26 protein-coding genes and 4 tRNA genes are annotated in these 24210 nt (G+C 46.5%); 6 read left to right on the forward strand and 24 right to left on the reverse strand.

Annotation, left to right across the window (positions count from 1 at the left end):
- Positions 1-62: 62 nt before the first annotated feature.
- The 8 genes from KA369_08485 to KA369_08520 all read right to left on the reverse strand — a co-directional run bounded on the left by KA369_08485 (position 63) and on the right by KA369_08520 (position 2808).
- Positions 63-163: transfer RNA gene (locus KA369_08485), tRNA-OTHER, on the reverse strand.
- Positions 164-423: 260 nt separating this feature from the next.
- Positions 424-550 (reverse strand) — tRNA-OTHER (locus KA369_08490).
- A gap of 308 nt (positions 551-858) precedes the next feature.
- Positions 859-1539, reverse strand: coding sequence for a ParB N-terminal domain-containing protein (locus tag KA369_08495; protein MBP7735995.1), 681 nt, complete (start codon positions 1537-1539; stop codon positions 859-861).
- A complete protein-coding gene (locus KA369_08500) occupies positions 1536-1673 on the reverse strand; it encodes a hypothetical protein (protein ID MBP7735996.1) in 138 nt (45 codons plus the stop codon). Before KA369_08500 ends, KA369_08495 begins: the two co-directional genes overlap by 4 nt.
- Before the next feature lies 1 nt (position 1674).
- On the reverse strand, positions 1675-2037 hold the full coding sequence (locus tag KA369_08505) for a hypothetical protein (protein MBP7735997.1): 363 nt from the start codon (positions 2035-2037) through the stop codon (positions 1675-1677).
- Positions 2038-2252: 215 nt separating this feature from the next.
- Positions 2253-2426, reverse strand: a complete 174-nt coding sequence (locus tag KA369_08510) for a hypothetical protein (GenBank protein MBP7735998.1) — start codon at positions 2424-2426, stop codon at positions 2253-2255.
- Positions 2423-2623: a hypothetical protein gene (locus tag KA369_08515; protein MBP7735999.1), complete on the reverse strand. Its 201-nt coding sequence runs from the start codon at positions 2621-2623 to the stop codon at positions 2423-2425. The genes KA369_08510 and KA369_08515 overlap by 4 nt, the downstream gene beginning before the upstream one ends.
- 35 nt (positions 2624-2658) lie before the next feature.
- A complete protein-coding gene (locus tag KA369_08520) occupies positions 2659-2808 on the reverse strand; it encodes a hypothetical protein (protein ID MBP7736000.1) in 150 nt (49 codons plus the stop codon).
- 177 nt (positions 2809-2985) lie between these two features.
- On the opposite strand from KA369_08520, the gene KA369_08525 reads away from it, so the two are divergent.
- On the forward strand, positions 2986-3327 hold the full coding sequence (locus KA369_08525; GenBank protein ID MBP7736001.1) for a helix-turn-helix transcriptional regulator: 342 nt from the start codon (positions 2986-2988) through the stop codon (positions 3325-3327).
- Between the two features lie 59 nt (positions 3328-3386).
- Here KA369_08525 and KA369_08530 read toward each other — a convergent pair whose 3' ends face one another.
- From KA369_08530 to KA369_08590, 13 genes are all read right to left on the reverse strand, one after another.
- Positions 3387-3677 (reverse strand): hypothetical protein, encoded by a 291-nt coding sequence (locus tag KA369_08530; protein ID MBP7736002.1) that lies wholly within the window; start codon positions 3675-3677, stop codon positions 3387-3389.
- A 154-nt stretch (positions 3678-3831) separates the two neighbouring features.
- Complete coding sequence (locus tag KA369_08535; protein ID MBP7736003.1) at positions 3832-4320, reverse strand: 2-C-methyl-D-erythritol 2,4-cyclodiphosphate synthase; 489 nt, start codon at positions 4318-4320, stop codon at positions 3832-3834.
- A 9-nt stretch (positions 4321-4329) separates the two neighbouring features.
- Positions 4330-4629, reverse strand: coding sequence for an STAS domain-containing protein (locus KA369_08540; GenBank protein MBP7736004.1), 300 nt, complete (start codon positions 4627-4629; stop codon positions 4330-4332).
- Positions 4630-4722: 93 nt separating this feature from the next.
- The gene (gene recJ, locus KA369_08545; protein MBP7736005.1) at positions 4723-6762 is read right to left on the reverse strand and encodes a single-stranded-DNA-specific exonuclease RecJ; all 2040 of its coding nucleotides are present in this window, start codon (positions 6760-6762) and stop codon (positions 4723-4725) included.
- 3 nt (positions 6763-6765) lie between these two features.
- A complete protein-coding gene (locus KA369_08550) occupies positions 6766-7146 on the reverse strand; it encodes a ribonuclease HI family protein (protein ID MBP7736006.1) in 381 nt (126 codons plus the stop codon).
- Positions 7147-7518: 372 nt separating this feature from the next.
- The gene (locus KA369_08555; GenBank protein MBP7736007.1) at positions 7519-8217 is read right to left on the reverse strand and encodes a hypothetical protein; all 699 of its coding nucleotides are present in this window, start codon (positions 8215-8217) and stop codon (positions 7519-7521) included.
- Complete coding sequence (locus KA369_08560) at positions 8210-9019, reverse strand: Nif3-like dinuclear metal center hexameric protein (protein ID MBP7736008.1); 810 nt, start codon at positions 9017-9019, stop codon at positions 8210-8212. Before KA369_08560 ends, KA369_08555 begins: the two co-directional genes overlap by 8 nt.
- A gap of 131 nt (positions 9020-9150) precedes the next feature.
- Complete coding sequence (gene queA / locus KA369_08565; GenBank protein MBP7736009.1) at positions 9151-10188, reverse strand: tRNA preQ1(34) S-adenosylmethionine ribosyltransferase-isomerase QueA; 1038 nt, start codon at positions 10186-10188, stop codon at positions 9151-9153.
- Between the two features lie 3 nt (positions 10189-10191).
- Positions 10192-11319, reverse strand: a complete 1128-nt coding sequence (locus tag KA369_08570; protein ID MBP7736010.1) for a SpoIID/LytB domain-containing protein — start codon at positions 11317-11319, stop codon at positions 10192-10194.
- A 55-nt stretch (positions 11320-11374) separates the two neighbouring features.
- A complete protein-coding gene (gene xerD / locus KA369_08575; GenBank protein MBP7736011.1) occupies positions 11375-12268 on the reverse strand; it encodes a site-specific tyrosine recombinase XerD in 894 nt (297 codons plus the stop codon).
- 288 nt (positions 12269-12556) lie between these two features.
- Complete coding sequence (locus KA369_08580) at positions 12557-13297, reverse strand: ABC transporter ATP-binding protein (GenBank protein MBP7736012.1); 741 nt, start codon at positions 13295-13297, stop codon at positions 12557-12559.
- A 1-nt stretch (position 13298) separates the two neighbouring features.
- Positions 13299-14414 carry an efflux RND transporter periplasmic adaptor subunit gene (locus tag KA369_08585; GenBank protein ID MBP7736013.1) on the reverse strand — a complete coding sequence of 372 codons (1116 nt, stop codon included), beginning with the start codon at positions 14412-14414 and terminating at the stop codon, positions 13299-13301.
- A complete protein-coding gene (locus KA369_08590; GenBank protein MBP7736014.1) occupies positions 14402-15874 on the reverse strand; it encodes a TolC family protein in 1473 nt (490 codons plus the stop codon). The genes KA369_08585 and KA369_08590 overlap by 13 nt, the downstream gene beginning before the upstream one ends.
- 412 nt (positions 15875-16286) lie before the next feature.
- On the opposite strand from KA369_08590, the gene KA369_08595 reads away from it, so the two are divergent.
- The 5 genes from KA369_08595 to recG all read left to right on the forward strand — a co-directional run bounded on the left by KA369_08595 (position 16287) and on the right by recG (position 19803).
- Positions 16287-16359 (forward strand) — tRNA-Thr (locus tag KA369_08595).
- Between the two features lie 9 nt (positions 16360-16368).
- A tRNA-Tyr gene (locus KA369_08600) sits at positions 16369-16450 on the forward strand.
- Between the two features lie 118 nt (positions 16451-16568).
- The gene (locus tag KA369_08605) at positions 16569-17300 is read left to right on the forward strand and encodes a HesA/MoeB/ThiF family protein (GenBank protein ID MBP7736015.1); all 732 of its coding nucleotides are present in this window, start codon (positions 16569-16571) and stop codon (positions 17298-17300) included.
- A gap of 72 nt (positions 17301-17372) precedes the next feature.
- The gene (locus tag KA369_08610; GenBank protein MBP7736016.1) at positions 17373-17702 is read left to right on the forward strand and encodes a hypothetical protein; all 330 of its coding nucleotides are present in this window, start codon (positions 17373-17375) and stop codon (positions 17700-17702) included.
- Between the two features lies 1 nt (position 17703).
- Complete coding sequence (gene recG / locus KA369_08615) at positions 17704-19803, forward strand: ATP-dependent DNA helicase RecG (GenBank protein MBP7736017.1); 2100 nt, start codon at positions 17704-17706, stop codon at positions 19801-19803.
- Positions 19804-19822: 19 nt separating this feature from the next.
- On the opposite strand, the gene KA369_08620 is transcribed toward recG, so the two are convergent.
- Genes KA369_08620 through tilS form a run of 3 tightly spaced genes read right to left on the reverse strand, consistent with a single transcriptional unit; the run spans position 19823 to position 24208 of the window.
- Entirely contained in the window at positions 19823-20812 is a 990-nt protein-coding gene (locus KA369_08620; GenBank protein ID MBP7736018.1) for a hypothetical protein, read from the reverse strand.
- Between the two features lie 14 nt (positions 20813-20826).
- Positions 20827-22758: an ATP-dependent zinc metalloprotease FtsH gene (gene ftsH / locus KA369_08625; GenBank protein ID MBP7736019.1), complete on the reverse strand. Its 1932-nt coding sequence runs from the start codon at positions 22756-22758 to the stop codon at positions 20827-20829.
- Between the two features lie 31 nt (positions 22759-22789).
- A complete protein-coding gene (gene tilS, locus KA369_08630) occupies positions 22790-24208 on the reverse strand; it encodes a tRNA lysidine(34) synthetase TilS (GenBank protein ID MBP7736020.1) in 1419 nt (472 codons plus the stop codon).
- Positions 24209-24210 lie beyond the last annotated feature (2 nt).

Here is a 24210-nt window from a genome sequence, read left to right on the forward strand (position 1 = left end):
GAAGGCTTATTATAAGCGATATGCTTTTCAGTGTCACAATTATCCTCCATAATTTTTATCTGTGAGCAAGGCGGGAATTGAACCCGCGACCTTCCGATTGATTTCGTTCCGGGGGGAGAGAGTTTTATCAATCGGCTGCGCCAACCAACTGCGCCACTTGCTCGGGTGCCGGGACCTTCCCCCGGCGGATTCGTTCAGGTAAATCGTTTGCAGAATTAAGCGGCTATCTGCGCTATCCCAGTGTATTTAATGACGTGACTGGGTTCGTCATGGTTGCCCGGTCATCCTCCGGGCGGATTCACTGCCTCCGTTGTTGTGACCCGCTCATGCAGGGGATTTTCGCTCTTGGTCATCGGCTATCCCATGCCATCACCGATTCGGCATCGCTATGGCCCACTTTCGTGGAAAGGGTCTTTTGCGTTGTGGACAGGGCAGGATTCGAACCTGCGACCTGGTCAACGGTTATTATCATGTGGCTGGCCTTGTCACAGCCCTTTGGACTCATATTCGATAATAATCAATGACCTCTCTGCCTCTGAGATACCTGTCCAGATCGCCGGGCTGCCCTCAGTTTCGGGGACCTCAGGAGCCCGGCTTTCTCTACTACTACTTCTACTACTAACTTACTAATGCAGAAAAATAATCTTTATATTATTAACCTTGGTCCTATCATGGCCCGCGAGAACGCCGTGACGTATAGTTACCTGGGTTATAATCATTGTTCACCCCATGCAATCCATCTGTTGCATGCCGGGCAGCGATCGTGCGAGGTGATTAAACCGCGATATCCGCACACCTGGCAGAAAAATATTATACCGTTCGTGATGGCATCCTGACGCGGATAGGTTCTGTTAATATTCATTTCTTTGCCACCATGAGCAACTTTATCGAATTGAGGCGATCAGTCGCGAGCTTCGTGATCTCGATGAACTTATCGACGGTGATCTTCTGCTCGACGGTCGCGAGATTGAGCATTTTCGAGACCGCCCTCTTATACATTTCGATGGCCTTGTCATTCGTTGACTGGATGACGCGATTCGAGTTTACCTCTTTTATCCGCTCACGCTTGAGGCGGGCCATATCATAACCGATGGTCTTCGGGTTCAGCCCGGTACGCTCGGCGATCTTCTTTGAGTCAATGCCGCATCCGGATTTGTTGTGATGTAGAATGCGGTCTTTGAAGTCGTGATATATATGATAATATAATTGTTTCCGCTCATCGGGTGACAGGTGGCGGCGGTTAAGGTTGTCCCGGAGCATCAGGTCTTCCTCTTCCTGCGCCGTTATTTTCGATTCGACGTATTGGACCGGGACGGTCTTGACCTTGAGTTGGATACAGGCGACGCGCCGGCGATGGCCGCAGAGGATTGTCCCATCCTTCTTTGCGATCAGGGGCACCAGGACGCCATGGGCCGCGATGTCGTCTTTCAGGGTCTTCAGGTCATTCCCCATATCGGGCCTGAAGAACTTGTCGTTCTTTGGATGCGGCTTTAATTTGCCGACTTCGACCTGTTTAATCGGTGATAATTTTATATTCATTGTTTCCTCTCTATCCTGTCCCGCTTGAATTCTTTCATGTTTTCCTCGATCTCGCCTTCCCAATCGTCGGAGCCCGAGAAGAGCGCCATTGCCAGAAATATGATAAATACGATTGCGATCACCGCGGCTTCCATGTTACAGCCTCTGATTCACGTCGCTGTTGAGGTAGTCTCCGATCTGCCCGGTCATCATCCACCTGGTCAGCGTCGAGTTCAGATCGAAGATCTCTGAGTTAATGGAATTCGTCGATTCCTGGATATTTGACATCCTGCTCTTCATAACCGAGAGGACCTCCAGGGCGACGATGAGGATCGCAAGGAGAATGATCGAATTCACTACACGCAGGATATTTTTAAGTCCGCCGGTGCCGATGCGTTTTAAAAAATACTTTACGTCGATCAGGGCGATCTCGACCGGCAGCTTTAAATAACGGGTCACGAAGGTAATCTCGCCCAGCTGGTACTTTTTGTCAGCGACATCTTTAAGCGTTGTGTTCATGGCTCCCCTCCCATTTTTTACAGGTATAAGACGGATTGATCCTGTAGCGCGACGATGTATTGAATCCGATCAATGAGCAGCGCAATTGCGAGCCACCGGTCCCATGAATATGAATGTGCCTGGAATTCATGCAATCCTCGCATCTTCCCTCGCCTACCCTGGCGACCCGATACCCGGCGTCAATCTTGCTCCTCAATCTCGGAAATGATCCCATGTCAACCTTCCCTGACGTTTATAATCCTTCGTCCGTACATTTGATTCTCCCTGTCATCCTTAAATAATGACCGGGCATGGTCCTCGTTATTCGCCTCCCAGTGCTGAACCATTGACGTAGTATTCCCGCCGCCTTCGAGGCTCCCCATGGTGCATGTGATCAGATAATCTTTCATATATACTTTTTCAGGTTCTCGAAATTGTTCTTTTCTTCTTCCTTGAGTTTGTCGACCAGGAAGTCCGGGATTGTCCTCATGATGGGGATGTGGAATTTCTTTTTGATCTTGGTGATAAGGCGCGTATATTCTTCGGCGACTTTCGACTTCTCGGTGTAAAAATGTATGTGCTTGTTCGGCATAGTACCTCGCTTCATTTTTTCTGCATTCAACTTCGCCGGGGACATCATGTCTAGAACCTCTTTAGAAGAAAATCTATCTCGGCTTTCTTCTCTTCGTTATCAGTTTTGCTTCGTTCTATGAGCAGCGTGTTCTTTATGTTATTTCTCGATTCCTCAACCTCAAGTTGGTCGATAATGTGATTAACTGCCAGTGCGTTCACAATTGTGCTCCTTTATTTCAGTATTTTTGATGTATATACGACATAATTTCAGAATTTCTGAAATTGTCAACGCTTTTTTTAATAAAAATTTCATTTTTCTAAAATTTTCAATTGATTCATTCAGTATTTCAGAATATATTGACGATACACATAAACAGGTTAACTGGAGGACACATAATGATGGAAGATTTCAACTGTGGTAAGCGACTCAGAGAGCTGATGCACGAGCAGGGATGGGACCATAGGGATGTAGCCAGGATCCTCGGGCGTAAAAGCATAAGCAGCGTATCGACGAAGATCGGCGGGACTGATTTAAAAATATCAGAAATAACAAAACTCATGAACGCCGCCGGAAAAAAATTATATGAATTCATAATATCAAAAGATGAACTTTCCGAAATATTCTCAATTAACCCTTTATTGCTCGAAGTGTTCAAGAGGATCAACAGCCTTGATAAACCCGCGCTTGAAAAATTCGTTAAATTTATGGATGCTTCGCTCGATAATTTTCAATTATAACATCCAGCTTTTTAATAATGCTTTTTAAATGCTTATCGATATTTTTATCGATCGGCGCCCTATTGCTTTGAATCTTTACCGTTATCGCTTTCTTCATTGTTTTTTCCCCCACCCATGATTTGCTGATGATATTCCAGCATCCATTTCTTGACAATGGTCTGGATTTTATCCCCCGATTCCTCGACTGCTTTGTTGAATTTATCCAATACATTCATTGGAATACGCGTCATAAACGGATGAAGAGTTGCATCGGCTTCTTTATCCCGCTGTTCTTTTTTCGCCCTCGCCCTGGCTTCTGCCATAAGCTCTTTTTGCGGCCGCATATTTCCGTCTTTGTCGAAAAGTCCCATGCTGTCCTCCAATTTTTGATGGACAGATGGAAGCGGTTTTGGTAGGTTGTTTAAGGAAAGTTAAATATTTGTTTTACTTTTGTTTATAAAAATTTAAATACACATATGATATATTATGTCTCATTGAGATATTTTGATTTATAGCAGCCATATATCAGACCATGGGACCAATACTCATCAAGGCAACTGAATAACAGGCGATTCCTTCACCCCTGCCGGTAAAGCCCATCCCTTCGGTGGTTTTCCCTTTTATGCTTACCCGTGATTCTTCAATGTGCAGCGCCGATGATATATTTTTTTTCATATCATCGATATGGGGATAAATTTTCGGTTCCTGGCATATGACGATTGAATCGATATTCACTATCCGCGCGTCATTCTCATCAAGGTAGTTTCTGACCGTGTCAAGAAGGACCATACTGCTGATGTCCTTAAAGGTCTTATCATTATCGGGGAAAAGCCTTCCTATATCCTTCAGCCCCGCGGCACCCAGAAGAGAATCTATTATGGCGTGGATGAGCACATCCGCATCGGAATGACCTTGAAGCCCGAACCTGTAATCGATTTTTTTTCCGCCCAGGATGAGGTCCCGGCCCGTGACAAACTGGTGGGCATCAAAGCCGTTTCCTATCCTCAGGTTCATTATTGACGGCTACATCTCGAAGACGTCGGAAAGAGAGCTTAGCTTGAGAACATTGAGGACTTTAGCACTGACTTTTTTAATATTGAGATTTCGACCTTTCTTTTTTTGAAGCTTTAGGAGGCTTATCAACACACCGACCCCGGAAGAATCGATGTAATCCACATGGGAAAGATCTATCTCAATGTTCTTGTCAATGTTATGACCGATTTCAAAGAGTTTTTCCTTGAAATTCTTGATGGTCATCATCTCTATATCACCGTTGACAATCACATTAACGATATCGGCTTCTTCTTTAATTTCAATATCCATAATGATAGTCTCCCAGAGAATTTTGTATAATTATATTTTAGTATTAATGGCACGTCAAACATAAATTTGGGAAAAACGGTTAAAAATATGTCTTCAGGCAATGATGTCAAGAATAATCATCCGGGGAGTGACTTTTCCGTTAAAATAGTTGTTCTCCAGTCTGAAAACAAGGTCAAGGGGTTTGCCAGATTCGAAATAATTTTTCATCTTTTCTCCCATGCTCCATCCTATTGCCGTGAGCGAGTCATAATCGGAAATTAAATATTTGCCGTGGTTGTTTCCAAACTGCTGGAACGATTCGAATTTCAGCTTCCGCGCCATGAAAACCGGCTCGCCGTTACCCTGCCCGAACGGTTCAAGGGTCTGAAGATCATTGATGAATTTCGAGTTGATACAGGAGACGTCAAGCTCGCAATCTATTTGAACGGCATCACGGGCGACAGAGTCCTCACCGATAGATTGTTCTATGAGGCCTATGATTTCATCCACCAGTTCGACCCTGACCGTGAAGCCGAAGGCATTCTCATGGCCGCCGATCCTTTCGAACCGATCGGAATATTTCTCGAAATGACTGAAGAACAGTGATCCGCCTTTTGACCGTCCCGATCCCTTTACAATGCCGTTTTTCCCGGGCAGGACCGTAACGATGACAGGTTGCCCTGCCATGTCCGCTATGCGATTTGCTATCAGCCCTGCATATCCTTCAGGTATCCTGTCTGTCTTGATATGAATGATACGCCCCTGGATTGGCTGCGGGCTATTTTCTATATTCTCCCAAATAGATCCGCAGAATTTTTTTACAAAGAGACGTCTCCCTTCGTTCAGCTCTTTTATTTCAGATAATACCTGCTCCAGCTTTTTCTTATCTTTGGCTATAAAGAAATCCACCGTTAGATCGGTTTTGCCAAGACGTCCCGGTGTATTGAGCAGCGGCGCCATAGTCCATCCGATGAACCGTGAATCGATTTTCTCTCCATGCGTGACCATCGACAAGGCCCTGTGAGTTGTCCTGCCAAGATTTTCTATTCCAGCTTTTACGAGAATCCTGTTCTCTCCAATCAATGGTATGACATCGGCGATACTGCCAATTGCCACCAGGCCAATGACGGATTCTATATAATCCATCACTTTTTCCGAACCGGTAAATTGAATCTCCATGAAGATTTTATTTAAAAGATCAATGTCATGGGCAAAGAGTGTTCTTTTAAGTGACAAAGACCTGCTTATGCTTTCAATATCTTCGTCTCTGGTTCCTATTATCCCTGTTGCGAATTCTATATAGGCCATGATCCTTTTTGCAGGATATTCATTTTTCATCATCTTGGCGGCTTCATTATCATGGACAAGGATGAAATCATCAATACCGATCCTGTTTATTCTCGTTTGCAGATCATCAAAACTTAAATCGAATTCAATGGCTCCTATGATACAGTCTCGTATTTCAGAAGCCGTGAATCGACCCCGGTTCTCTTCGACTATCAGGAATCGTTTTTTAAATGATTGCAGATAACTCATGAGGATGGCCTGGCACAGTTTAAAGGCCACGCCCACACCCGCAAGGTGTTTGAAAGGATATGGCGAGTCCTGTATTTTTGGATTAATCACTATGGCATCCGGCAGCTCGCGGTCCTGTTCATGGTGATCGGTCACGATAACATCGATGCCCAGGGACCTGGCATAGGCGATCTCGGATATATCCCGAATGCCGGAATCAACGGTTATCATCAGGGATACGCCGTTATCCTTGAACTCATCGACTATCCCATTGGTGATCCCGTAATTCTCCTCATCCTTGAGATATCTTAGGAAAGGGTCGATTTTCATCCTGCTTAAGAGGTTGTATATGACCGCCATTGACGTGATCCCGTCAAGGTCGGAATCGGCAAATATGCCGATGCGCTCACGGCCGAGTATGGCTTTCCTGATCCTCTCAACGGCGTGGTACATCCCTCTGAAGAGAAATGGGCTGTGCAAATCTGCGAGATCGGCATGCAAAAAATTGTCAATTGCCTCTGCCGTGTCGTACCCGCGCGCATGGAGTATTCTGATGATTATTGGATGAACGCCGAACCGGGCCGCATGGTCAGTCACATGCTTGTTCTCACCTGGGGCTATGGTTGCTCGGTTATTCATGGACTATTGTGTTGCCTTCTTGGCCAGGTAATCGGCCTTGTCGTTTTGGCTCCGCGGGACGTGTTCAATCTTGCAGACACCTATTTCCTTTATAAGGGATACGGCCTGGTCGTACAGCTTTTTTATCTGATCGTTTTTAACCTTGTATTCACCGGAAATCTGTTTGACGATGAGCTCCGAATCGGTCCGGACCCTCAGGACCTTTGCCTTGAAATAAATAGCTATTTTCAGGGCACGTATAAGCGCTGTATATTCAGCGTAATTGTTGGTGCGGGAGCCGATATACGACGACACCTTGCCGATCTGCCTGCCGTCATGGTCAAAAATGACGATCCCGATGCCTGCGGGCCCGGGATTACCGCTGGACGCGCCGTCCGTATACATCGTCAGCGTTGAATTGAGAGGGATCGTTGACAGCTCAGCGCCTTCGAACAATAGACTTTCTATCGTCTGGGAGTCGCCGGCTGACTTCGATTTCTCATCGTCATGATCGTCGGCGCCCTTTTTAATAATGATCTTTTTACGGGCAAATTGCTTCTCATACTTATTGATGATGGTGATGGCTTCCTCAATCACTTCCACGACATCTTTTATCTCGCAGTTGGCCAGTTCAGCTATCTTTTCAAGGCTTTTTCCCTCAGCCAGCAGTTTAAGTACCCTGTCGATGCTCAGTAACATTTATGTATCCCCGCTGAAATAATCTTTTCGATCAAGTATTCATCACTAGGGCCTTTCCTGACCCAATGGCGCAGTAGGCTATCGGTAAATAAACTTGCCGCAATTGGTGCAGTTAACAACCTTGTCTTCCTTGGAAGCATCAATTGCCAGGAAGGATGGAATTTTAAAATTGCAGAACCCGCAGATTTCGCCTTCCACTCGGGCAATCCCCTTGCCATCACGGGATTTTATCATCTTGAGAAATTTGGATTTGTATAATGAAGATACCTGGTCCGTCAGCGCATTGAACTTCTCTGTGTTAATTTTTATTATCTCTTCATGTCCGGCTGCGACCTGCGACGTATTTTCCTTCTCTGCATCATGGTGCCGCGCTTTTTCATCGTATCGAATGTTCAACTCTGATAGCTCCTTCTCCATTGCGTCAAGATCATCTATCATCGAAAGCGTTTTTTCCTCAAGGGCTCCTGATTCGAACGTGATGACATCTATCTCTTTTTCCAGTGCATGGAGCTCCTTTTCGGTATGTATCACTTTTTTCCTGTCTTCAAGTTTTCTTGTCCTACCGCTCATCTCGGAGAGGGTCAATTCATTCTGCTTTATGGCGCTTTTCAATTCCTTGGTTCTCTTGGCTAAAATTTCTATCGCTGCCCTGTCCGCGTCAATCTCCTTCTCCATAGCCTTGTTCAGAGTGTTGATCTTTTCAATGGCCGCCTGTGAAGACGTGACTTTGTCCCAATAAAGCTGGAGCTCCAGCATTATTTTTATAGTGCTATTCATTGCCGGTGCCGTATAGTCTGAATGGATTTTTCTCTCTTTCTGATATGCATAGGGGTATATCTTCAGCAGTCCCGTAGTTTGTCAAGCAGTCGATCACAAGGTCACGCAAAAAACCGATCATGATTATCTCTGTTCCGAAATGGCCTGCGTCAAGAACCGCAACACCTGAATCACTGGCATATTTGGCATGGTGGTACCCGACATCGCCTGTAATGATGCAATCCGGGTCAAATTGACTGATAATCTTTTCTATTGAACCGCCCCCTGCCCCGTTCATCAATGCAACTCGCTTTATCTTCTTCCCTGCATCTCCGCTATAATGAATATAATCGAGATCCAGGGCTTTTTTGACCCGTGCGAGCATTTCATTGAGTCCTACCGGTTTTTCAAGAGATGCCAGCGCTCCCATGCCTGCATCCATGCCAGGCTCTGGGTACATTATTTCGATATCGGTAAATCCTATTGTTCGGGCCAATTTATCGTAAAGGAGTTTATCGAGGTTGGTATGGGCCGAATACACATTGATCCTTTTATCGATCAGTTTCACAACCAATGATGATTTTGCATCATACGTACCAATATGGCGCAATGGCTTGAAAAATAACGGATGATGAGTGATTATCAAATCACAATTCCTGTCAAGAGCCTCGTCAACCACCGAAGAATCAATATCAAGTGACAGCAGTATTGAAGTAACCTCTTTGTCATGAAAAATAATCTGCCTACCGGAATTGTCATATTCCTCCTGAATATTTACTTTCAGATACCGGTCAAGATTATTGATGATCGTGGTGATGTTCATATTGGTTATAACGAATGTGAAGGAAAATATTTAAAAATATTTATCTTATCTGGAATAAAATTAAAGATATGTCAAATAGAAAACGCCATGAACATCAATTCATTATAAGGAATCATCTGTTCCTGGGCCGATCATAGAATCAGCATGGAATCGCCGTAAGAGAAGAACCTGTAATTGAGCCGCACCGCTTCGCGGTAGGCATCCATGATCGTTTCATACCCGCCGAAAGCCGTCGTGAGCATGAGGAGCGTCGACCGGGGAGTATGGAAATTGGTTATCAGCGAATCAACTGATGTGATTCTCCGGGGCGGATAAATGAAGATGTCCGTTTCGCCCCTGCCCGGTACGTTTTTCCCGTTTACAAAAGTGCTTTCCAGGACCCGTACTGACGTCGTACCCACTGCTATTATTCTTTCACCATTCCCTCTTGCGGAGTTGATAACGTCAGCGCTTTCTTCGCTGAGGAAGTATTTTTCACTGTGCATGCGATGCAATGTTATATCTGTGACCCGAACAGGCTGGAAGGTGCCCCAGGAAACGTACAGTGTCAGGTTCACCATCCTGATTCCCTTTGCTTTTATGGCCGATATCAGCTCGTTGGTGAAATGAAGGCCCGCAGTCGGCGCGGCCACTGCCCCGCTTTCACTGGCGAAGACCGTTTGATATCTAACCTTATCGTCATCATTCAATTCGCGCTTAATATATGGCGGCAGCGCAAGTCCGCCGATCGCCGAAAGCAGGGCATCGGTCAGTTCGGTGTTTGATTCAATTTCGACTATCTCATTATTTTTACCAGTGATCCTGAACTCAATGCTGCCGTCCTTATCGGAATAGATAACTTCATTAAGGCCGAGTCGGCGGGTCCTGTTAGTGATTGCCGTCCATCTGAGATCATCGATCCGTGATGTCAGAAGCATTTCAACGGCGCCCCCGCTTTTCTTTCTGCAGGGAATGCGGGCGCTTATGACCTTGGCGTCGTTGAACACAAGGATATCGCCGGACCTGAGAAAATCCGGCAGGAACGCAAACGCGCTATGGATGTAGGCCGGACCTTTTCGATCCAGGACGAACAGGCGCGATTCGTCACGCTTTTCTTTGGGATGCTGCGCTATTAAATCTTGTGGAAGCAAAAAGTCAAAATCATCGAGACTGTAGTGGTCATTAGGCATATGTTATTGGTAAGCGGCGTTATTCCTCGATTTCGACGCAACATAGGCATTTCTTATGCTCGTTATCTTAACGCCGGAGTAATAATGTTTTAGAATGTCCCTGCTGTTATATCCTCGCATCGCCATGCCCCGGGCGCCCCACTGGCATAATCCAACACCATGGCCCCATCCATGTCCTTTTAATGCAAGACCGTTTTTAATTTTTTTTGATATAAAATAGAGGCTTCGAATTTTCTCGGCAGGAAAGAGGAGGCGAAAATTATTTCCGCTTATGCGTGTGTTGCCATTGCCATGCCGTACCAGCACCTCCACAACGCGTTCGTCTTTTTTCTTAAAAGATATGGCACTGATAGTCCCGATAGCCGGAAATTTTTTTAAAAGGCACGTCCTGATTTCATCGAGAGAAAGCTCTGATTCCCACTCATATTTGTTTGAATCAGTGCAAAAACCGCAGCGTGTGCCCTGGAGATAGGGAAGACGGCTTTTCTCCCATACATATCTGTCGTCTATGGTTTTTCCGCCGCAGGTGGAATGGAAATACGATAATATCGGTTTTTCATCATAGACCATAACCTGGCCTGAGGTTTCCCTCACCGCTGCAGATGTTTGCGGTTTTTCATCGGACATGCCCCGGTACACCTGTGACGCGGCTGTAGCGTCAAGATCATAGACAGTGTCGCCCTTCTTTTGTGTCGACATATGGTAATAGGTAAAGGTGCGGGCCGCGATTGCCTGGGCCTTGAGAGCTTCCGCATCCCAATTTGCAGGTATTTCACCGGGGACCACGCTTATCAGGTATTCATCAACTTTAAGGACATTGATGATCAATGCAAAACCATGGATGTTTTTAATCAAGAAGGAGCCTCTGTACGGAGTTCCATTGAGAAGCAGCGGCTCCTTCATCGGATCCACGGTAATAGAACCGTCCAAGGAACGCGGGTTCAGGGCAATGCTCGACCGATCTCTGTCGCCCATATTCGCAGGCCTGGTGTCTTTATTTACCTTCATGGACCCTTTTGATGATATGGTAAATGTGTCTTTGGTTTTCATCACCAGTATCTTCACGGTCCGGGTATCATAGCCGCCGTAATTCCGTATCAGTTCAGGTGAACATGAAACAAGCAGTATCATATATAATACTGCTTGTCCTATCAGTAGCCTGTACAATATTCTTGAGATGGGCATGTCAGCTCTTGGGATGGTGCTTTTTGTGTATATCCTGGAGCTTCCTCTTGGCCAGGTGCGTATATACCTGGGTGGTTGAAATATCCATGTGCCCCAGCAATTCCTGGACCGATCTGAGGTCCGCGCCGTTCTCTATGAGATGCGTCGCAAAGGAGTGCCTCAGCGTATGAGGAGTTATATTCTTCTTTATTTTGGTTCTTGTTACGTAATTTTTCAAGAGCCGCCACACGCTTTTGCGGTTTAACTTCGATCCCTTCTTGCTTATAAAGAGATATTCGCTTTCACGCTTGCCGCATATGTCTGGACGGGATTCCAGGAGATACTTTTTCAGAAGTCGCTTTGCCTCATCGCCTATCGGGGCGAGGCGCTCCTTGTTCCCCTTCCCTATTACGCGAATGAGGGAATTATCGAAATCTACATGGTTGTGAAGGATCTCGATCGCCTCGCTTATACGCAGTCCGCATGAATACAGGAGCTCGAAAATCGCCTTGTCCCTCAACTCGTACACGTCGTTTTCGGAAATGGAGCTGAAAAGAGTATTGACCTCCTGGATGTTGAGAAAATCAGGCAGCGTTTTTTCAACATGGGGCGATTCGATCTTTGCGGTCGGATTATCCATTTCATCGAATTTATCTGAAATGAAATTGTAAAACTGCCTGATCGCGGCAAGAGAGCGGGCAAGAGTTCGGGACGAGTTCTTTTTCTTTGTTTTTTCGAAATTCAGGAACTGCTGGATGTCTTCCTGAGTCGCGGAAAGAATGTCCTTGTTATTCGTTGACAGAAAATCGCTGAATTTTTTCAAGTCGTAGGTATACGAATAAATTGAATTTTCTGACAACCCCTTCTCTACTTGTAAAAATCTTTTAAACCGATTGATTGCTTGAACTTCTTTCACGTCCGATCTCCTGAGTGGTTTTTTTTTCCACTCCTACATAATATGAAAAAAATTCACCAGGTATGTTATATTAATTAATGTATTCGAATTCTGTATAATTACAAATTAATTATCGGTCAAAGCAGATTATGTCTTAATTTATTGAGAGAAAAGTTTAAATTTTATATAAAAAAAATCGATTTTTTTAATTATTTTTATATTACGATTTTTTGTATTAAATAAGCGGTAATTATATGCGAGTTTATGTCGCATAACTTACCATTGACGCTTTATCTTCAGGTAAATCGATCAGGAAGGTCTTTTTTTCGAAGTTGCGTGTTTTAATTTTAACCTGGGAATGGGGGTGTCCTCAATAATAAGGCCATCTTTGAATACAACTTTCCGGTCAGTGTAGGCAGCCACATCTGATTCGTGGGTCACCATGATGATGGTGATGCCGATTTCCTTATTGAGCCTGGTGAAAAGCTCCATTATTTCAGTTGTATTATGGGAATCAAGGTTGCCCGTCGGCTCGTCGGCAAGGATTATAGCCGGATCATTGACCAGGGCCCGGGCAATGGCCACCCGTTGCTGCTCGCCGCCTGAAAGCTTGTTGGGATAATGGTCCTCCCTGCCGGAAAGTCCCACGCGGGCTAAAAGGTCCTTCGCTTTTTCTGATAAATCCTTCGGCGTAACCCCGCCTTTGTAAAACAGGGGCAATTCAACGTTCTCAAGGGCGCTGGTCCTCGATAACAGGTTAAATCCCTGGAAAACAAATCCAATTTTCGTGTTTCGTATTTCAGCCTTCTCGTCATTATCGAGACGGCTTCCGTCTATGCCGTCCAGGATATATTTGCCCGCAGTGGGCGTATCCAGGAATCCAAGTATATTCATCAGTGTCGATTTACCCGATCCGGATGCGCCCATGATCGCTATATATTCGCCGCGGCGTACATTGAACGATACCCCTTTGAGCGCCCTCACCTGTACTTCTTCACTGAGGAAAAAAGTCTTTTCGATGCCTATGATTTCTATGACATTATCGTCCATGTTACTTGCCGGAGCCCTTTGCGCTCTTCATGTACTTAATGAGGACTTTGTCGCCTTTTTTGAGGTTTTTCTTTATCTCGGTGAAGGTGTCGCCATGCAAGCCCACTTCCACCTTCACTTTCTCAACCGGGAGCTTTCCGCTCAAGCTTTCGGACTTGCGCCAGACCGTATTCTTTTCCGGCTCTGATTTCCCTTCCGGCGGATTCACCAGCAAGGCCTGATTGGGGACACGGAGGACGTTCTCGCGCTTGTCGATCTCGATGGTTGCCGTAGCCGTCATTCCCGGCTTCAGCAGCAATTCGCTGTTATCGCAAATCACATAGGAGTCATAGGTCACGAGGCCGCCCTTCAATACCGGTGTCATATGCACTTCGCTTATTTCACCGGTAAATGTTTTTTCCGGGAACGCGCTCACGGTAAAAAACACCCTCTGGTCCTCTTTGACAATACCCACATCCGATTCATCGACGCTAATGCTCAGCTTCATCTTTTTCAAATTTGGAACGATAAGGAATAACGGCGTATTCATGGCGATTGGCGCTTTTTCTTTTGCCATCATGTTGAGCAGAATACCGCTTACCGGCGATGTTATTCTTGAGTTACTTTTCTGCTTTTTCAGAGTGTCATAATCGACCATGAATTGCCTTTGTTTTAATATGACCGTCTTGTAATTTGATTCAGCCCGCTCCATTCCCTTTTCGGATATCAGGTTTTCCTTGAACATGCTCCTTTTTGATTCGAGATCTTCCCTGGCGATGGTTATTTCTATTTTGAGGGCTTCTCCCTGGGCAGCCATCTTGTTCATGGCCGGATCAAGATCGCTGGTGTCCACCTCGGCGAGGAGCTGGCCTTTTTTTACTTCCTGGTTGAATTCAACATATATTTTCTTGATAATACCGGCTGTTTTAGATTGTACTATCTCCTGCTCGTTCACATCAAGGACTCCGGTCACGGAAATGGTCTTTTCCACTTTTCCAACATTAACATCTTCATATTCAAATTTATCCACGGAGCCCTTCCTGCAGCTGCGGACAATGCTGAAAACGACTATTATGAGGACAGCAATGACGGCGAAGGTTATTATTCTTTTTCTCGTTATAGTTTTTATTTTTTGCATAGGGTATCCTCTCCAAGACCGACCATGCTTGAAATTTTAGCGATGGCCATTAGATAATCAAACCGTGCTCTCTGATAGTTCATTTCAGCGTTTTCATAGGCCATCATGGCATCCTGCAACTCAAGCTGGGTCACCGAACCTGTCTCATATGATTTCTTGGCCATTATCCAATTTTTTTCGGCATTATCCTTCATGATCTTTGATAATTCTATCTGCTTCTTCATGTCCTGTACAGTAATATACTGGTTCTCGACCATAATCTTCATTGACTGTTGCATATCCTTTTCTTTTAACAAAGCCTTATTGTATTCGGCTTTAGATGAAGCAACCTTTGCCTCGATCATACCACTTGAAAAAATTGGTATTCTTGCGATAAAGTTGACACCTAATGTAGGTTTCCAGTTTTCAGAAGAAAAATTACTTTTAGCAACAGCGAAATCAATTCTCGAATTCCGATATCCGCCAGCCAATTGGAAAAGCACTTCAGGATAATGGCTTGCCTTATCAAGTTCCATTCTGGCCCTAAAAAGCTCTGATTGTTTTTTTATCAACTGCAACTCTGGAGAATTCAATTCTGATAAAGAGTTTAATTGTTCAACTGTATATGATAATTCTCTATCATCATTTAGTTCTTCTAAGGTAAATTCTTCACTATTATCTTGAATTCCCATATTTCTGAAAAGTTCAATGCGTGCATTTCTCTCGGCATTGACGGCCTTTTGTAACTCCAATTGGGCGTTTTGATAATCATACTTGGCCCTATTGAGATCCAGAACCGATTTTAAAGCATTTTTATATAGAATTTCGGTCATGCGTATCCGGTCATGATTGCTTTTCAGCTGCTTATCCTTTATCATCACAACTACTTTTGCAATGTAGTAGTTATAATAAAGATTTTTTACAGTTAGAATAACATCATTGATAGTTTTTGTATTCTGAATTTTATATATTTCAACATTCTTTTTCATCATGGCCTGGTTTCTTGCTTTCTTTTCGTCATAAAGACTAACCGAAGCTGTTACCCCTATTGACAAGCCAAGATCATAATCCCGTGTTAACCATTTAAAAATTGGGCTTGGTTGTGGTTGAAGATTGTTGAAATATTGCGTGCCAAAATATTGAACTTGGGATGCTGGAATTGTAACGCCGTTCCAGGTAAAATCTGTTGCAAAAGGTATCCTTTCATACGCGCCTTTATAATGAGATGGGGTACTGACATGAGGGTATGTATCAGTTTGGATATTCATGTCTATATTAAAGAGACGCTGTGCCGTCGCAACTTTATAATCAGCAAGGGCTTTGTTCTTATCTTCTACCGATGCTTTTATGGATGTGCTGTTTTCTACCGCTATATTTATACATTCCTTGAGCAATAAAATCCTTTTTTCAGGTTTCTCGTCGGCATAAACAACATTTGCCGCAACAATCAAAGCCGACAATATAAAAATATAATATTTCATCTTGACCCTGTTATTCAGTTTTATATTTTTCTATATGTGATAAATCAAATACACAAGTAAATTATTAATCCATAATTTACTATCAAAAATAAGGATAATGAAGTGTAAAAATTAATGTAGTTAAATAGTAGCATATAATTATTTATGATAAATACTGTCAAGAAATTAAATCATCCCATACCCATGCATGGAAAGACCCGAGAATGACAATTTTCATATAATTAACATGAGTATTAAACATTTATCAATAAAATGCAATTTGAATATTAGAGTACAATATATAATCATCTGTTACGCCCATATCCGGATCCATGGTGCTCATTACGGTGGACAACCATGCAGATGCTTAATAAAATAAAAAAAATATTTGACAGTTGTCCTTCATAATTAAATAAAGGATTTTCTGATGCGTGCTGGCGTAGCTCAATCGGTAGAGCAGTTGATTTGTAATCAACTTGTTGGGGGTTCAATTCCTCTCGCCAGCTTAGTTAAAAGGTGAGGTTCCCGAGCGGCCAAAGGGAGCAGACTGTAAATCTGCCGGCGTAGCCTTCGATGGTTCGAATCCATCCCTCACCACAGAAAACATTAACGCGGCGCCATGGCGCCGCGTTTTTTTGCTTGTTATTTTCCCATGCGCTCTTTTATAATATTTAGAAACACCAAATGGTGCCACAAACGAATCAGGATTGCGTCAATGCTTTCTAATGATGAAATTCAGTTCTATTCCCGACAGTTGGGAATAGCCGGCTGGGGTGGAGCGGCCCAGGAAAGACTCAAGAGTTCGACGGTATTTGTGGCCGGCGCCGGCGGTCTTGGAAGCCCCGTCCTCTACTATCTTGCGGCGGCCGGCATAGGCACCCTCGTCATCTGCGACTATGATACCATTGAAATGACCAATTTAAACAGGCAGATCCTTCATGAGTACGGTAAGATCGGGCAATTTAAAGTGGATTCTGCCGGGACATCCCTATCTGAATTGAATCCATTTATTAAAGTCATACGGGTAAAAACAAAACTAACCAAAAAAAATGCGATATCGTTAGTCGGAGATCCAGATCTCATAGTAGATTGTCTTGATAATTTTGAGACAAGGCATATTCTTAACCGCGTTTCCGTTGAGAAAAAAATACCGATGATCCATGGCGGTGTCGCTGAATTCAGGGGACAGATAACGTTCCTGCATCCCCCGGAAACGCCCTGCCTTGCCTGCTTCCTGGACCGTAAAGACAGGAAAGGGAAGATTCAGGTGGCCGGCGCCACGGCCGGGGTTATCGGCTCACTCCAGGCGAGCGAAGCGATCAAGTACTGCGCGGGTATCGGACCGGCATTGAAGAACAGGCTCATGTTCTGGGACGGTCTGTCAATGAAATTCGAGACCATAACCATACGGCGCAATCCCCGCTGCCGCGTATGTAAAAACAGCTGATTCGGCATCTGCATTCATATCGGGCGTGAACAATGCGCCTGACGGAAATATCATTAACACGAGGAGTTGATCATGGCAGGTTCATTAAAAGGCAAAATTATCGGAATAACGATCGTGGTTCTACTTGTTTTAAGCGCATTTATCTTTTTCAGGTACTTTTTCACCTTCGAACAGAGGCAGCAGTTCATGAGGAAAGTTGACACGGTGACCGGCCAGAACATGACTATCACTGTTTTCGGATATGATGGCAGAATAATTAAGCGCTGGGTCGGCATACAGAAGATCACATCCGGTTACACGAGGGGCGTCTCAGGAGAACGCAATTACACCTTCTTCTACACCCGCGAAGGGAAATACGTCCAGCTGCCCGATTCGGTCTGGTACATTGCCGAAGAGGAATGACGTGCTTAATGACGCGATCACCGCGATACAGGGCATAGGCCCCAAGAAGGCGCAGGTACTCAGGGATGAAGCGGGCGTAGAAACCGTTGAAGATCTACTGTATTACATTCCCCGGAAATACATTGACCGGTCATATTTCAAACTTATAAAAGACTGTTTTATCAATGACGTGGTCACCGTATCGGGAACGATACGTAACGTTTCCATGTCCGGGATGCGGAAAAAATTCCTGGAAGTGGATATTGAAGACGGCACCGATACGCTTACCGGGGTTTTCTTCGGCGGAGTCGGTTATTTTGCAAAGATATTCACGATCGGCGACAATGTGATCTTTTCCGGTAAAGTTAATTTTTACCGGAAAAAGCAGATGGTACATCCCGATTTCGACTTCATTGACGACGGTTCGGGAACGGGCATTCAGGCCATCAATACCGGGCGGATCATTCCCCTCTACAGGTCCACGGAAAAGCTCAAGACACTTGGGTTTGACTCCCGCGGATTCAGAAGGATCATAAAGGCCGCCCTGGACACGAACCTTCCCTTAGTCAAAGAGACGATCGACCCGGACATACTGGCCAGGCACAGCCTCATTGGCATCGCCGATGCCATTGAGTCCATCCACTTTCCCGGTTCCTTCGAGGACGCCGAACGGGCCCGCAGGAGACTCGCCTTCAACGAAATATTCTTTCATCAATACTACCTGTCCCTTTCGCGAAGATACTTACGGGAAACAAGGAGGAAAAATATTTCCGCCGCTCCAGGCGACTTCTACCGGCGCTTTATATCATCGCTCCCTTTCCGGCTTACCCCGGACCAGACATCCGCCATCGAAACGCTGCGGCACGATATTGCCTCCCCCCTTCCCATGAACCGCCTGCTCCAGGGCGATGTCGGTTCCGGAAAAACCGTGGTTGCCATGGCAGCCATGACATTGGTCATCGAACAAGGACGTCAGACGGTTCTCATGGCCCCGACGGAAATTCTCGCGAACCAGCACTATGCCAATTTCCAGAAATCTTTCGGTGACGCCGTTCCGATGGTCCTGCTGACCGGGAGCACCCCCAAGAGCGAGAAGACCGCCTTCTACGAATCGATAAGTTCCGGCTCGGTCAGCCTTGTGATCGGGACCCATGCCATTATCCAGGATAACGTCATTTTCAAGGATCTCGGCCTCATCATTATCGATGAACAGCACCGCTTCGGGGTCGAGCAGCGCGCGGCGCTCCGCGAAAAGGGAGATGCCGCCGATCTCCTGGTCATGACGGCAACCCCTATCCCACGCTCTCTTTCGCTGACCCTTTACGGCGATCTCAGCATAACGTCAATAAGAACGATGCCGGCCGAACGGCTCCCGGTGCAGACGATGTCTTTTCCCGAATCGCGATTGCCGGGCGTGTATAAATCTATTGAAAAATATATATCACAGGGCCGGCAGGTATATTATGTTCTGCCCCTCATTGAAGAATCGGACAAACTAGATTTAAAATCCGCCATACAGGTGTACGAACATCTCAAGAACGATATTTTCCCTAAACGCCGGGTTGATCTGCTCCATGGACGGATGAAACAGCAGGAACGTGACGATATCATGGGCCGTTTTAAGGATAACGAGATAGACATCCTGGTCTGCACAACGGTCATTGAGGTGGGGATCGACGTTCCCAACGCCACCGTCATCGTGATCGAGCACGCCGAGCGGTTCGGGCTGGCCCAGCTTCACCAGCTCCGGGGACGCGTCGGCCGCGGGGCCCATCAATCCTTCTGCGTCCTCATCAGTCCCGATACTATTTCCGGTGAAAGCAGAACGCGCATCGATACAATCGTAGCCACCAATGACGGCTTCACCATTTCAGAGGAAGACCTTAAACAGAGGGGCGCCGGCGAGCTCATCGGCCTTCGCCAGCACGGCCATGGAGGGACCTTTGAATTTGCCGACCTGGGACTTGATATCGACCTTATCTTGTATGCGCGGGAGGTTTCCGAAGGGCTTGTATCCGCCATTGAGGACATAGCCTCCCTGTGGGATCAGTTCAAGGACAGGAAATACAGCCCCCTCCTTAAAGGCATACGCGATAAAAGGGTATTGTCTCTCTTATCGTGACCGGGGCACATGTCATGGATCACATGAATATCGCGCCGCCCAGAAACCTTTTATATATTTCAATATTCAGGCTTCCGAACCACTGGTTTCCCTTGATCTGCAACAGCTTCATCCTGCTTATCGATCGTTCGGCGCCCAGCTTGGAATTCAATTGTTCAAAACGATTGTTAAACGCGCGCAGGTCATTGTAATACCTGCGCGACGCCACCTTTTTCATCTCTTCATATTTTTGTATGCTGTCAAAGGGAAGGTTAAGCGTGTTGATGTTCTCCTCGAACCACTTCAGGACCGTCGTCTTTATATATTCATCCGGGAAAAATCGCGCCGCCTTGTTTCCGGGGAGATACTTGTAGCAGTATCCGTATTTGTTCTGGATAAAATCATCCTTGATGAATTTGTACACCGTCAGGGGGCCGAGATGGTACATGAAAAGCTTTTCCGCGTCCTGCTCCAACTTGAACGTTGCGGTTATATTTTCCACCATGACCGAAATTTTCCTGCAGATGAAATCGGCATATGTATCGGTGACATGCCCGGTCGGTTTTCTCAGGAAAGCCACGATCTCCTGCTTGATTCTCTGTTTGAGCTCATCCTGCTCGGACGGATCTTCGACGAAGAAAAAAGATTTCTGCAGGCTTTCCAGGTCATTCCTGAGGGCATCGGGATTTACCGGTATGATATAGGGCTCGCGCCGGTTCCAGTTTTTTGAGCCTGGCATTGAAAACATGCCGGCATCGTCGGATCCGGCTGCCCTGATCCTCTCATAGCGGTCCATTTCCGGCGAAGATGGCGCCTCAGCCTCACCGCCGGGACCGGCATCCGCAGGAGCATCTGCTGATTCCGCCGTTACGCTTTCCTGCGAATCCTCACTCTGTTCGATCGTCGCGCCCAGTTTGTCGATTAATTCCGATATCTCATCATTCCGTTTCGCATCGGCGCCCTGAGGCTTGAACAACTTGGCGTCGTCATCCTTATCGATATTCGACAGAATTTCATCGATTTCGTTCATGCCACCACCCGGATTTAATTTTCGCCGCTATCCGCCGTTTCCGTGGTTTCTTTACCCGATGGCGCGGGTTTTATCTTCTCATCATGGTTCTGTACGGGGGGCAGTTTTTGCCCGGCCATGATGATATTGATTTCTTCACCGGTAAGGGTCTCCCGCTCGATAAGGCTCTGGGCAAGCTTGTCAAGCTTAGACATGTTCTTCTTCAACAGCCGCTGGGCGTTGCTCTTGCAGGAGCCTATTATGCCGTTGACTTCCTCATCGATGAGCTGGGCCGTCGTCTCGCTGTAGTCCCGGTGCTGCGTTATCTCCCTTCCAAGAAATATCTGCTCGTTCCTTTTCCCAAAGGTGATGGGACCGAGCTTCTCGCTCATGCCCCATTCGCAGACCATTTTCCGGGCAATGTCAGAGGCCCGCTCAAGGTCATTGCTTGACCCGGTCGTCACTTCCTTGAATTTCATCTCCTCGGCCAGGTGGCCGCCGAAGAGGATGGTTATCTGGTCCAGCCAGTGTTTCTTCGAGTAGAGTCGGCGGTCTTCCTTGGGAAGCTGCATCGTTATGCCGAGGGCCCTTCCCCGCGGGATGATGGTGACCTTGTGCACCGGGTCTGATCCGGTCAGGACGCCCAGGATCGCGTGCCCCCCTTCATGGTAGGCGGTGATCTCTTTTTCCTTATCCGAAATCAGGATGGACCTTCGCTCAGGCCCCATCAGTACCTTATCCTTGGCGTCTTCCATGTCCTCCATGGTAACGCGCTTTCGGCCCCTTCGCGCGGCGAGCAGCGCCCCTTCGTTGATGAGGTTGGCGAGGTCCGCGCCGGTAAAGCCCGGAGTCCCCCGTGCTATTATTTTCAGATCGACCTCACGGGAAAGGGGTATTTTCTTTGAATGGACAGCCAGTATCTTTTCCCTTCCCTTCACATCGGGGATGTCGACAACGACCTCACGGTCAAAGCGGCCCGGTCTCAGGAGCGCAGGGTCCAGCACATCGGGCCTGTTAGTGGCGGCAATGATGATCACTCCCTCGTTGGTCTCGAATCCGTCCATTTCCACCAGAAGCTGGTTCAGCGTCTGTTCACGCTCGTCGTGGCCTCCGCCGAGGCCCGCGCCGCGGAGACGGCCCACTGCGTCAATCTCGTCGATGAATATGATGCAGGGGGCGTTCTTCTTGCCCTGGTCGAAAAGATCCCGCACACGCGACGCTCCGACCCCGACGAACATCTCTACGAAATCGGAGCCGCTGATGGAAAAAAAACGCACACCGGCCTCGCCGGCAATGGCGCGCGCCAGCAGTGTCTTTCCTGTCCCCGGAGGGCCCATGAGGAGTACGCCGGTCGGTATCTTGGCGCCGATATTAATGAACTTCTTCGGGTCCTTGAGGAACTCGACGATCTCCTTGAGCTCCTCCTTGGCCTCATCGACACCTGCCACATCGGCGAAGGTGACCTTGCGGTTCGTTTCAGGGTTCAGTTTGGCCCTGCTCTTGCCGAACGAAAGGGCCTTGTTACCCGTTGACTGTATCTGCCTGATCATGATGAACCAGATGAAGCCGAAAAAAAGGAGCCACGGCAGGAAATTCAATACTCCCTTCAGAAGAATATTATCGTCATCCTCACGTCCCTCGACCTTGACCTCGTTTGCCATCAACGTCTTTATGAGCTCCGGGTCTTCATAGGGGATCACGGTCTCAAAATCCGGGTTCTCCCTTTTGACCAGCCCCTTGGTTTCCGGCTTTTTCGCCTCGTCAATCTTGTTGACCCTGTAGTAACCGATAATCTTCTTGTTGTTCTCTATGGCTACCCTGGCAATTTCCTTGTTCGCGACCTTCACCATGAAATCGCTGTAATTGAGGGTTTTCTTGTCCTTGTCTGTCTGGTTCAATTGAAATATCGCTATGAGAATAAGCCCTATGAGAAGCAACAGGGCTATTTGTTTCGCGGTTTTATTCATGAAAATCTCCTGAGAATTTCTATCGTGCTGACTATTGTTTCTTATAGACAGCTACTACTTTTTTTGAATTTTTGTCTACCAGAAAATCCGGGGCGACCCTGCCGGGGATGTCCAGAACCAGACCGGTCATGCAGGCGATCACGGTATCACCGGCAACCAGGAGTGGAATGCGATCCTTGGTTGCATGATCAAGCTTTCTTTCGATGAACAGTTCCTTTATCTTTTTAGTGCCCTTTTCAGTCTTGATAACGTCTCCGGCTCTCCTGTTTCTAATATATAGTGGTTCCGAACTATTTTCCAGTGTTACAAAAATATACTCGGTATTTTTGCGGAATTTCTCAAAAAAGACATAATCCGCCCGTTCTATGACAATGGTTTCGCCTATTTCCGATAGATGAAGCATCCGTTCATTGCGATCATCAAGATCAACGCGGTATTCCCATAGAGGCTGAACCGACGCTCCTTCAGTGGCGGGACCCATGACGAGCCAGCTTCTGTCTTTTCTGTATGTCTTGTCAACCCGGATGAACCTGTCTTCATAGATGCTGATATTGGCTTTTTCAATCATAAATTTTGAATATATCTCCTGCAGCATGTGCCTGTTCACGTGATGATTGAAGTTCTTCCTGATGATGGATGACACAACATGTGAAAAAACAGGGAAACTGCGCTTAACGGCATCAACATCAAGATATAACAGGCCGTTATTCCATTCTGCCAGATCGCCGAACTTGTCAGAAAGCAATTCGTCGATCATGGAGATTGTTTCACCTGCGACCCGGTTCAGGGAAAGAATTGAATCATCCGCCATGGGGAACTTTTCACGAATCCGGGGCGCCAGTTCATGGCGGATAAAATTCCTGGCGAAAGCCCTATCGTCATTGGACTCATCTTCACGCCATGCAATTCCATGAGCCTTTAAATAGGCATATATATCGGCTGCCGGTACTGACAGGAGCGGCCGTACGATTTTTCCCCTCCTGGGAAGTATCCCCTGGAGTCCGTGTATGCCGGTTCCGGTGAATATCCGCATCAGAACGGTTTCCACCTGGTCGTCCCTGGAATGGGCCGTCGCGATGACTGAATAGTCCCGGGCATCGGCGATCTCCTCGAGCATGCGGTACCGGACGTTCCGCCCATGCTCTTCAAATGATACGCCTGCGCCACGGTCGGCTTTGATATCATGGCGCCTCATATGCAGCTCGAGGCCGAGCTTTTCTCCCAGGGCGCGGAGGAAATCCGCGTCATGGTCCGATTCGGCGCCGCGCGCCATATGATTCAGGTGGAATATTCCCGGCTGAATGCCCAGTTCTTCCCGTAAGAGCATGACACAATGAAGGAGAAACATCGAGTCCTTGCCGGCCGAAAGTGAGAGAAGCACGCGGTCTCCTTTTTTAAAAAGTCCATGCCGATCAATGAAGTTCCGCACTTCCGTGATAAGAGGTTCCATTC

This window comes from Spirochaetota bacterium (genome assembly GCA_017999915.1).
In the GTDB taxonomy this organism is placed as follows: Bacteria; Spirochaetota; UBA4802; order UBA4802; family UBA5550; genus RBG-16-49-21.